Raw genomic sequence first — 11,133 nt, 5'->3', positions numbered from 1 at the left:
AATCAGGTCGGCGCGCGCGGAGGAAAGATCCGCGTCGGCAGCCAGAAAATCAGCAGGATCAACGCCACTGCGACGCCAGCCATGCACACGTAGAGATCGGAAGAAGTCAGCACCACGGCTTGTTCGTGCAGGCGATGGGCGAGGCCCGGATCGCTGCGGTCGGCCAACGGCGAATTGCCGAGGCTGTCGACCAGCATGCTCGAATGGAAATGCAGGCGCGCGGTGGTCAACGCCTCGATCACTCCGGTGGCGACCACGGCCGACAGGCCCTTCACCGTGTTGAACCACGCCGAGGCGAACGGACCATCCATTGGCGTGATGCTGCCGGTGGAAAGCATCAACAAGGGCAACACCGCCATCGGTTGGCCGAAAATCTGCAGCCATTGCAGGACGTAGGAGTCGTCGCGAATCCACTGCGAGGTCAGCTGCGATCCGCCCAGACACGACAGCGCCAACATGCTCAGACCGATGCCGAGCACCCAGCGGCAATCGACCCAGCGCAGATTGCACAGCGCCGCCACCAGCGGCAGCGCGATCAATTGCGGCAACGCAGCAATCAGCATGATCGGTGCGGTTTGCACCGGGCGGTAACCCTGCACCTGAGCCAGATAACTCGACGGAATCAACACCACCGCCAACAACACCACAAGCACACCGGCCAAGGTCATCAGGGCGAACGAAAGGTTGCGGATACCGAGCATCTGCAATTTGAAAAACGGAATCGGTTGCGACCATTCGTTGATCAGAAACGCCACCAGCAGCAGCGAGCCGGCGCCGAGCAAGCCACAGATCAGGCTCGACTCGAACCAGTCCAGTCGATTGCCTTGCAGCAAACCGATCACCAACATGCAGATCGCCGGAAAGCCCAGCAGCAAGCCTTTCCAGTTGAACGACTTGAGGCGTTCCAGGCGCAGCGGGTCCTGTGGCAAGCCATACGCCACAGCGGCCATGGCGATCAGGCACGGCACGATGATCTGCCAGAACGTCCATTGCCAGCCGACATACTCCGTCCACAAACCAGCCAGCGGTGTGCCGAGACCGGGGCCGAATGTCGCCGTTAGCGCATAACCGGCCAAACCGTAGAGCTTGATGTTGGCCGGCAAAAAGCGCAGAGCGACGGTCATCAGCATTGGCGGCAACGCACCACCGGCGAGGCCTTGCAGGATGCGCATCAGCAGCAGGCTTTCGTAATTCGGCGCGAACGGGCACAGCACGCCCAGCAAGGTGAACAAACCAATCGCACAGAGGGTGAAGCGGCGCAGCGAGAAGGTCACCGAACACCACGGTGCGAAGGCCATGGCCGCGACCGAGGTGGCGGTGTAACTGGCCACCAGCCAGGTGCCTTCGTCGTAGCCGATATGCAGCGCGCCGCGAATATCAGCGAGGGCGACCTTGGTGACCATCTCGTTGAGGCCCGACACCAGCACCGCCAGCAGCACGCCGACCAGGCCAATGATGATCCGCGCCCCGAACACCGGTGGCGTCGCCGCCTTCGCCGGGCTGGCCGCAGCGATGGGCGCTGCCGCCGTCAGGGATGTCATGAATACACACTCCGGAGGGAAAAATACCGGAGCATCTTAGTCGGGCTTGGCAATGACGAAAATTGACTTATTGGCAGGTTATAAGTGCGCCAGACACAACAATGAACATCCCTTGTGGGAGCGAGCCTGCTCGCGAAGGCGTCGGGCCAGTCAATATCATTGGTGACTGATCCAGCGCTTTCGCGAGCAGGCTCGCTCCCACAGGGTTTTGTGTTTTCTCGGGGATTAAGGCTGGGCTGCCAGCCACGTTTCGTCGCAGCAAGCCTTGAGGGTTTCACGCAGCCAGCGATGCGCCGGATCCTTGTCGAAACGCGGGTGCCAGGCCTGGGTCAGCATCAGCGTCGGCAAAGGGATTGGCAGGTCGAACGAACGCAGTTTCAGCCCGAGCCGGCGTACGCTGAGCAACGCTTCCTTGGGCACCGGCAGGATCAGGTCGGAATCAGGCAACGCAAACATCGCCGCATGGAAACTCGGTGCGATTACCGCGACGCGCCGCTCCAGCCCCAAGGCATTCAGCGCGGTATCAATAGGGCCGCGAGCGATGCCGCGGCGCGACATGCTGATGTGGGAAAACCCGGCGTAGCGCTCGGCAGTGATTTCGCCGTCGAGCAAGGGGTGGTCTTCACGCACCAAGCCAACGAAGTGCGTGGAAAACAGGTTCTGTACTTTGACTTCAGGGGTGACGGGCCGGGTATTGCTGACGCTCAGATCGATGCGCCCTTCTCGCAGGGCTTCATCATCGCCATCGCCTTCCGGGACAAAGCGCAATTCGCAGTACGGCGCGAGTTGATCGAGGGTGTCGAACAGCTTGCCGCCGTACACCCCGATGAAAAAGTCGTTGGCGCGGATGCTGAAGCGCCGACGCAGTGTGCCCAACTCCACGGTGTCGGCGGAACGGAACAACAGCGCGGCCTGCTCGACCACGTCGCGCACCTGCTCGCGTAATTCCAGGGCTTTGGGCGTTGGTACCAGACCCCGGCCGGCGCGCACAAGGATCGGGTCGCCGATGGCTTCGCGGATCCGCGTCAGGGTGCGGCTCATTGCCGCCGGACTGAGGTTCATCCGCCGTGCGGCGCCGACCACGCTGCCCTCGTCGAGCAAGGCGTCGAGGGCGACCAGAAGGTTCATGTCCGGGAGTTGCATGCTGAGCACTCTTGGCTGATCAGAATTGATCTGTGCGCAATGCTAGCAAACATCTTTCAGAGTTGGCGTTGATCTTACTGACGCCTTCGCGAGCAAGCTCGCTCCCACATTTGGAATGCATTCTCCTGTGGGAGCGAGCTTGCTCGCGAAAGGGCCAGCCGCAACGCCACAGAATTACCGCTGCATCCCCCAACGCTTAACTGTCACCCGCTCGAGGGTATCGAACACCAGATTCTCCACCAGCAAGCCAATCAAGATCACCACCGCCAACCCGGCAAACACCTTGTCGGTGTACAGCTCATTGCGATTCTGAAAGATGTACCAGCCCAACCCACCCTTGCCACTGGTCGCGCCAAACACCAGCTCAGCGGCGATTAACGTGCGCCAGGCAAACGCCCAGCCGATCTTCAACCCGGCGAGAATCGACGGCAGCGCCGCCGGGATCAGGATGAACAGCACCAGTCGCAAACCCTTCAGACCATAATTGCGACCCGCCATGCGCAGGGTTTCGGAAACGCCGAGAAACCCTGCATAGGTGTTCAGCGCCAACGCCCACAACACCGAATGCACCAGCACGAAAATCAGGCTGTTCTGCCCCAGGCCAAACCACAGCAACGCCAGCGGCAACAGAGCAATCGCCGGCAGCGGGTTGAACATCGAGGTCATCGTACTCAGCAGATCGCGACCCAATTGCGTCGACACCGCCAGCGTGGTCAGGGCAAACGCTAGAACGATGCCGATGAGGTAGCCCTTGATCAGCACCACCAGCGATATCCACACCTTGGCCAACAACTCACCACTGAGCAGACCCTCGAACAGCGCGTGGCTGGTCTGCAGGAAACTCGGCAGCATCAGGTCATTGTTCTGAATCCGCGCGACCACTTCCCACAGCACCGCCAGCACAATCAGGATCAGGCCTTTACGCAGCCAGCCCTGTTGCCACAGCCGCGTGCCGAGCGACAGTTCACGCTCGACCGGCACTTCAGTCAGCGGCTCCAGCACAACTTCGAATTCTTCACGCACAGATGATGAATGGCTCATCGGGTAATCCTCCTGGCCGCTCAATAGGCGATGCGAATGTCGTTGAAGTCGTGGTCACGCTCGGTTTCCGGCGACTGGCCTTCGTCGAACAGCAGACGATGGATGCGCCGCGCCGATTCCTGAAACGCCATGCCACCGAGGCTGTGCAGATCGTATTGATGGCTGTGCACCTCGGCGCGCACCCGACCCGGATGCGGCGACAGCAAAAGGATGCGATTGCCGACCACCAACGCCTCTTCAATCGAGTGGGTGACGAACAACAGGGTGAAGCGCACCTCTTCCCAGAGCAGCAGTAATTCTTCCTGCATCTTGCGTCGGGTCAGTGCATCGAGCGCGGCGAACGGTTCGTCCATCAAGAGGATTTTCGGCTGCATCGCCAGCGCCCGGGCAATCGCCACGCGCGCCTTCATGCCGCCGGACAAGGTATGCGGGTAGGCATCGGCGAACGCCGACAGCCCGACTTTTTCCAGATAGTGCAGCGCGCGCTCTTCGGCTTCTTTTTTCTTCAGCGTTCGCGAAGCGAGCAGCGGAAACATCACGTTCTGTTTGACGGTTTTCCACGGTGGCAGTTGGTCGAATTCCTGAAACACCACAATCCGGTCCGGCCCCGGCGCGTCGACGCGCTGGCCTTGCAGGCGGATCTCGCCTTCGCACGGCTGAATGAACCCGGCGACCGCTTTGAGCAAGGTGGATTTACCGCAACCGGACGGGCCGAGCAGCACATAGCGATCGGCCGGATCGATTTCAAAACTGACCTGGTGGGTGGCGCGCACCACACGTTGCGGCGTGCGGTATTCGAGGCTGACATGATCGACCGCCAGCAGCGCTTCGCTGCGGGCGATCGGAGTGCTGGCCGCGTGGCCTGGCAAGGGAGCGTTCATTATTTGATCAATCTCCGGCGAATCAGAAAGGCGCATCGCCCTGAATGGTCGTGCGATACAGCTTGCGGCGCAGGTGTGCGGGGCAGCCGGCGGCGAGATGGATCAGCGAACGGTTATCCCAGAACACCAGGTCGTGGGGCTGCCACTGATGGCGGTAGATGTTTTGCGGCAGCACGCTGTGGGCGTAGAGCTCGCTCAGCAGCTGCTGGCTCTCGTCTTCGGGCAGGCCGACGATGCGCGTGGTGAAACCTTCGCTGACGAACAGCGCCTTGCGGCCGTTTTCCGGGTGCGTGCGCACCACCGGGTGCACCACTTCCGCGACCTGGGCCAGTTGCTCCGGGGTCAGCGTCGGGCGCCAGTTGCCTTCGAATTTGGTTTCGCTGTAACGCGCCGTGTAGGAGTGCGCAGCACTGCGGCCTTCGACCGCTTTGCGCAACGCTTCGGGCAGGTTGTCCCAGGCTTTGTGCATGTCGGCGAACAGCGTGTCGCCGCCCTCGGAAGGCAGTTCTTGCGCGTGGAGCATCGAGCCAAGACTCGGCAGCTCTTTATAGGAGAGGTCGGAGTGCCAGAACTTGCCAGCATCGCCGAGGCCGATGTTCTGGCCGTTTTCGATGATGTTGGAAACGATGAGGATTTCCGGGTGATTGGCCAGCAGGAACTGCTTGAGCACATGGATCTGCAACACGCCGAAGCGGCGGCTGAAGTCGATTTGCTGTTGCGGGGTGATTTGCTGGTCGCGGAATACCACGACGTGGTGATCCAGATGCGCGCGGTGAATGCGCGCGAAGTCCTGATCATTGATCGGCCGGGTGAGGTCGAGTCCGATGATTTCGGCGCCGACGGCACCGCTGAACGGGCGGATTTCAAAGAATTGCGGCGCGGCGGTCGCGGCGCTTGGGGAAGCAGTAGCTGCGGACATCTTTCCATCTCCCACGCACGGCGCGCTCACGGGCGCGCTCGTCGATCAGACACTCACGCTGGATTGCGTGTTGGTTCAGGTCGTGCGGCGCGCCGATTGGTCGGCAGGTACGCAGGGGGATGACTTTATAGCTATAAGAACTGGAGATTAAATACCGTTAATGAATAACGATATGGCGGAATGGACTGGATGGTGAGTGACGGTTTTTGTCACTTACTGACAGGTATGTGGTGATTTTGCTGACGCCTTCGCGAGCAGGCTCGCTCCCACAGTTGATTTTCAGTGGACACAAATTCTGTGTTCAAAAGAAATCCAAATGTGGGAGCGAGCCTGCTCGCGAAGAGGCCGGCAGCAGCGCCGGAGATCTAGCGTTCGTGCAACGCCTCGGCCCGCGCGCGGATGATCGGTTTGAGCAGATAACTCAACACCGACTTCTTGCCGGTAATGATATCCACCGACGCCACCATCCCCGGAATGATCAGCAACGGCTTTTCATCGGTACCCAAGTGGCTGCGCTCAGTGCGCACCTTGATGATGTAGTACGTGGTTTTCTTGTCTTCGTCGGTGATGGTGTCGGCACCGATCTGCTCAAGCTTGGCTTTGAGCCCGCCGTAAATGGTGTAGTCGTAGGCAGTGAATTTCACGATCGCCTCCTGCCCCGGATGCAGGAAGGCAATGTCCTGCGGGCGGATCTTCGCTTCGACCAGCAAGGTGTCATCCAGCGGTACGATTTCGACCATGTCGCTGCCCGGCTGGATCACGCCGCCGATGGTGTTGACCAGCAACTTGTTGACGATGCCGCGCACTGGCGACGTCACCAGGGTGCGGCTGACGCGGTCTTCCAGCGCCTTGCCAGTCGCGCTGGCCTTGTTCAGGTCGGTGCGTGCTTCATTGAGCTGGGTCAGCGCTTCGCTGCGGAATTTGCCGCGCGTCTCGTCGATCTTGCGCTGCACTTCCTTGATCGCCGATTCGGCGCGCGGAATCGCCAGCGTCGTTGCATCCAGCTGACCACGGGTTTCCACCTCGGCGCGCTTCAGACGCAAGACCTCCACCGGAGACACCGCGCCCTGCGCCACCAGCGGCTCGGACATGTTGATTTCCTGACGCTGCAAGCCGAGTTGCTGACGATACTGCGCTTGTTTGGAGGCGAATTCGCGCAGCTCTTGCTGACGCTGAATCAACTGCTCCTGCAAACCACCGATCTCGTCGTGCAACTGCTGACGGCGGCTGATGTACAGCGACTCTTCGCTTTTCGCCTGACCGGGCACGGCTTTGAGCACGTCCTCGGGGAAATTCAGTGGACGGTCGTCGACTTCGGCGCTCAAACGCTCGACGCGCAACAGCATCGACAGGCGATCGGCTTCGGTTTCGCCAACGTTGGAAGCAAATCGCGTGTCGTCGAGACGAATCAACGGTGCACCGGCTTCGACAATCTGGCCTTCCTTGACGAACAGTTCGGAAATAATCCCGCCCTCAAGGTTCTGGATTTTCTGGATCTTCGACGATGGAATCGCCTTGCCGTCGCCCTTGGTCACTTCGTCGATGACAGCGAAGTTGGCCCACAGCAGCAGGAAGATAAAGAAGCCGATGATCGCCCAGATGGTCAGGCGCACGACGCGCGGGGCGTCTTCGATCAGCGCTTTGTTGACCTCCGGCAGCGGTTGGCCCTGCAACGATGCCGAGCCTTTGAAGTAGCGACGGATCGAATCCTTGAAACCCGACTTAAGCAACACTGATCTGCCCCTTCTTCAACGCTTCCATCACGGCGGCTTTCGGGCCATCGGCGAGAATTTGTCCACGGTCGATCACCAGCAGACGATCGACCAGCGACAACAGTGAAGCCCGGTGCGTCACCAGCACCACGGTCTTGTTTTCAATCACGGCGGCGAGGCGTTGCTTGAGGCGTTCTTCACCGGTGTTGTCCATCGCACTGGTCGGCTCGTCCATCAGCAGGATCGGTGGATTGAGCAACAGCGCCCGGGCCAGCGCGACGTTCTGCCGTTGGCCACCGGAGAGGTTCTGCCCACGCTCGCCGACTTGCAGCTCGTAGCCTTGTGGATGCAGACGGGCGAATTCGTGGACGCCAGCCAGTTCGGCCGCCTGCAGGACAAGCTCGTCTTCTACATAACGTGCGCCGGAGACGAGGTTGTCACGCAGGGTGCCGGCCAGCAGCTGAATGTCCTGCGGCACGTAGCCGATGTTGTAACGCAGTTCGCTGACATCGATCTGACGAATATCCACACCGTCGACCAGCAACGCGCCGTCGTCCGGCTGATACAGGCCGACAAGCAATTTGGCGAGGGAGCTTTTGCCCGAGCCGCTGCGGCCGATGATGCCGATCTTCTCGCCGGGACGGATCACCAGGTTGATGTTCTTCAGCGCCGGGTTCTGTTGTTCCGGGTAGGTGAAATTGAGCTGGCGGCACTCGATCGCGCCTTGCAGGACCTTGCGGCTCAGCGGGCGTTCTTCGAAATTGCGCTCTTGCGGCAGTTCCATCATCTGGTCGACCGAGGTCATGGTCACCCGGGCTTGTTGATAACGGGTCAGCAGACCGGACAACGAGGCCAGCGGACTGAGGGCGCGGCCGCTAAGCATGTAGCAGGCAATCAGACCGCCCATGCTCAGGTTGCCGGCAATGATCTGGTAGACGCCGAAGACGATCATGATCACCCCGGCCAGTTGCTGGATCAGCAGGGTGATGTTCATCGCCAGGCCGGAGAGCATTTTTACCCGCAGCTCGAGACGGCTGAGGGTGCCGATGGTCTGTTCCCACTGGTATTGGCGTTCGCTTTCGGCGTTGTTGACCTTGACCGCGTCGAGGCCGGCGAGGGTTTCGATCAGGCTCGATTGGCGCTCGGCACCGAGGGCCATGGTGCGTTCCATGGTGGCCACCAGCGGCTTCTGCAAGGCGTAGCCGATCAACAGGGCAATCGGGAACGCCAGCACCGGAATCCACACCAGATGCCCGCCGAGAATGGCGATGACGATGAAGATGAGGATGGTGAACGGCAGGTCGATCAGGCTGGTCAGGGTCAGCGAGGCAAGGAAGTCGCGCAGGCTCTGAAACTCGTGGATGTTCTGCGCAAAGCTGCCGACCCGCGCCGGGCGGTATTTCATCGACATGCCGACGATGCGTTCGAACAGCGTCGCCGAGATGATCAGGTCGGTTTTCTTCCCGGCCAGATCCAGGCACAGACTGCGCAGGCTCTTGAGGATCAGGTCAAAGAGGTAGGCACCGGTAATCCCGAGGGCCAGCACCCACAGGGTCGCTTCGGCCTGGTTCGGCACCACGCGGTCGTAGACGTTCATCACGAACAGCGGCGCGGCCATGGCGATGATGTTGATCAGGAAACTCGCGGCGATCGCATCGGCATACAGCCAGCGCGAACGCTTGAGGGTGTCGCGGAACCACGAGCGTGCACGCGGAATCAGCGTGCCGTGGTTGACGTCAAATTTGTGTTGCGGCTGAGCGAAGAAGACCTTGCCGGTGTAATCGTCGGCGAGCAGTTCGCGACTGACGATGGACTCGCCGCCGTCGGTTTCGCTGAGCAGCACCCGTGCTTCGTTGTCGCCCTGCCAGCCGAGCAGGACGGCGCTGCGGCCATCCTTGAGCAGCAGCAAGGCCGGCATGGCGATCGCCGGAATTTCTTCCAGTTTGCGCTGCAACACCCGCCCTTGCAGGCCGGCGCGAGCCGCGGCGCGGGGCAGCAACTCGACACTCAGGCGTTGTTTGGGCAGCGGCAGGCCGGTGGTCAGCATCGCCGCGCTGGCGGGCTTCTGGTGCAGCATGCAAAGGGCGAGCAGACCGTCCAGCAAAGGATCGTCGTGCAACGCGCGTGGATCATGACTGAGTTGAACTCGACTGACTTCTGATTCCACGCTCGACACTCTTTGACAGTTGAAAAGGGATAACTCAATTCATCCCAGGCAGCTGGACCTTGGGCTTCACGTCGTTCTGCACAACGGATGCCAACGGTGCGACCACTCCCTGGCTTCTGAGCAACTCGCCCATGGTCGCCTTGATTCGGTACTGAGTAAATAACTGAATGTTTTTGATTTCCGCCAGACGCCGCGAAGCGGTGAACAACTCGTTTTCGCTGTCGAGCAAATCGAGCAGGGTACGTTCGCCAAGGCTGAACTGACGCTGGTAAGCGGTACGCACCGAGGTGCTGTGATCGACGTATTGCTGCGCAATCGGCACCTGCGCGTTAGCGTTGTTCAGGGCGTTCCAGGCCAGACCGAGTTCTTCGTTCAACTGGCGCAGGGCGTTGTTGCGGATGTCCAGCGCCTGGTTCGACAGATACGACTTGGATTCCAGATCAGCCTTGTTGCTGCCACCGGAATAGAGGTTGAAGCGCATGCGGAGCATGGCTTGCCATTCGTTGTTGTGACCGTTCTGGCCGTCGAGATCGTTGTCGGCAGTGCGGCCCAGTTCGGCGTCGAAACGTGGGTAGAAGGTCGACTTGGCGGTTTCGTACTGCTTCTCGGCAGCGGCGATGTCGGATTCGGCCGAACGCAGGATCGGGCTGTTTTCCAGCATCTGCTGGCGCGCTTCATTGAGGTTGGCCGGCATCATTGCCATGAACGGCGCTGGCCGCTCGAGTTGATCGGGCATCTGGCCGACGGCGCTGAGGAAGTTGGTTTCCGAGTCGGCCAGATTGGTCTGCTCGGTGATCAGGTTGTTGCGGGCCTGGGCCATCCGCGCTTCAGCCTGATCAAGGTCGGCACCGCTGCCGACGCCGCGTTGGGTGCGCAACTGAATCTGGTCGTAGATGCGCTGGTGGCTCTTGAGGTTTTCTTCGGCCAGACGCACGAATTCGCGACGGGTCAGCACGTCCAGATAGACCTGGGCGACGGTCAGCGCGGTGCGCTCGGAAGTGCCAAGCAACGAGTACGCACGGGAGTTAACGGTGGCTTGTTGACGCCCGACTTCACTGGACGTCGCAAAACCGTCAAAGACCATTTGCGAGAGACGTAAACTTGACTCGCTACGGTTCAGGGTTTCGTAGTGGTTACCGGAATTGGCGCGGGTGGTAACGCTGTCCGTGCCTTCACGACCATAACCGCCGAGCAGATCGACCTTCGGCAGGTATCCACCTTTTGCCGCTCTTAATTGATAATCCGCAGCCAATCGACTGTTGACCCCTGCCTGGATTTCCGGATGGACATCCAATGCCTGCTGCATGGCTTCTGGTAAGGATTGTGCTTGTACAAATGAGGCGGCGAGAGCGAAGGGTACAGCGAAAAGCAGGGGCGAACGCATGGTAGGAATTTCCCAGAACTTCTTGTCTTGAATCACAGCAAAACGTGGCGCTGCGTCGGATGATGGCAACCAGATTGACCGTATGTCGGAAAGTTCAAAACAGGAACTGGATCACACGCTGAAGGACAGGTCGCCGCGGAAATATCAATGTGACATTAGTGGGGCGATTGTTTAGGATGGCACCCAGAAGGTCAATAGTTTGGCATAAAGTTAATAGCGAAAGAATCTAGCCAAATTATTGACGATTAGACGCGTCAAACTTGATTCGCAAATTTTTAAAGTACGTCCAGACTGAATCGGCGCCCATGCCCTCAGGTCCATGGAAGTCAACTGAACGTGACACCC

The 11,133-nt window shown here is 60.0% G+C and carries 8 protein-coding genes; all 8 read right to left on the bottom strand.

All coding sequences use genetic code 11. The features are described 5' to 3' along the window. Nucleotides 1–2: 2 nt before the first annotated feature. Nucleotides 3–1,541 carry an MFS transporter gene (locus F8N44_RS07360; RefSeq protein ID WP_150649858.1) on the bottom strand — a complete coding sequence of 513 codons (1,539 nt, stop codon included), beginning with the start codon at nucleotides 1,539–1,541 and terminating at the stop codon, nucleotides 3–5. Nucleotides 1,542–1,766: 225 nt separating this feature from the next. Next, nucleotides 1,767–2,684, bottom strand: a complete 918-nt coding sequence (locus tag F8N44_RS07350) for a LysR family transcriptional regulator (protein WP_150649856.1) — start codon at nucleotides 2,682–2,684, stop codon at nucleotides 1,767–1,769. A gap of 174 nt (nucleotides 2,685–2,858) precedes the next feature. Further along, complete coding sequence (locus F8N44_RS07345; RefSeq protein ID WP_016985558.1) at nucleotides 2,859–3,725, bottom strand: ABC transporter permease; 867 nt, start codon at nucleotides 3,723–3,725, stop codon at nucleotides 2,859–2,861. 20 nt (nucleotides 3,726–3,745) lie between these two features. Further along, nucleotides 3,746–4,606 (bottom strand): ABC transporter ATP-binding protein, encoded by an 861-nt coding sequence (locus tag F8N44_RS07340; RefSeq protein ID WP_150649855.1) that lies wholly within the window; start codon nucleotides 4,604–4,606, stop codon nucleotides 3,746–3,748. A 22-nt stretch (nucleotides 4,607–4,628) separates the two neighbouring features. Beyond that, nucleotides 4,629–5,525: a TauD/TfdA dioxygenase family protein gene (locus F8N44_RS07335; RefSeq protein WP_150649854.1), complete on the bottom strand. Its 897-nt coding sequence runs from the start codon at nucleotides 5,523–5,525 to the stop codon at nucleotides 4,629–4,631. A gap of 365 nt (nucleotides 5,526–5,890) precedes the next feature. Continuing rightward, the gene (locus tag F8N44_RS07330; RefSeq protein WP_007918311.1) at nucleotides 5,891–7,258 is read right to left on the bottom strand and encodes an HlyD family type I secretion periplasmic adaptor subunit; all 1,368 of its coding nucleotides are present in this window, start codon (nucleotides 7,256–7,258) and stop codon (nucleotides 5,891–5,893) included. Then, the gene (locus F8N44_RS07325; protein WP_127925365.1) at nucleotides 7,248–9,404 is read right to left on the bottom strand and encodes a type I secretion system permease/ATPase; all 2,157 of its coding nucleotides are present in this window, start codon (nucleotides 9,402–9,404) and stop codon (nucleotides 7,248–7,250) included. Before F8N44_RS07325 ends, F8N44_RS07330 begins: the two co-directional genes overlap by 11 nt. A gap of 34 nt (nucleotides 9,405–9,438) precedes the next feature. Continuing rightward, nucleotides 9,439–10,788, bottom strand: coding sequence for a TolC family outer membrane protein (locus tag F8N44_RS07320; RefSeq protein ID WP_007918308.1), 1,350 nt, complete (start codon nucleotides 10,786–10,788; stop codon nucleotides 9,439–9,441). Between the last annotated feature and the right edge of the window lie 345 nt (nucleotides 10,789–11,133).

The sequence above is a fragment of the Pseudomonas fluorescens genome (genome assembly GCF_902497745.1).
Lineage (GTDB): Bacteria > Pseudomonadota > Gammaproteobacteria > Pseudomonadales > Pseudomonadaceae > Aquipseudomonas > Aquipseudomonas fluorescens_BM.
Note: the sequence above shows the minus strand (reverse complement) of the source record. Positions and strands in the feature narration are given on the sequence as shown.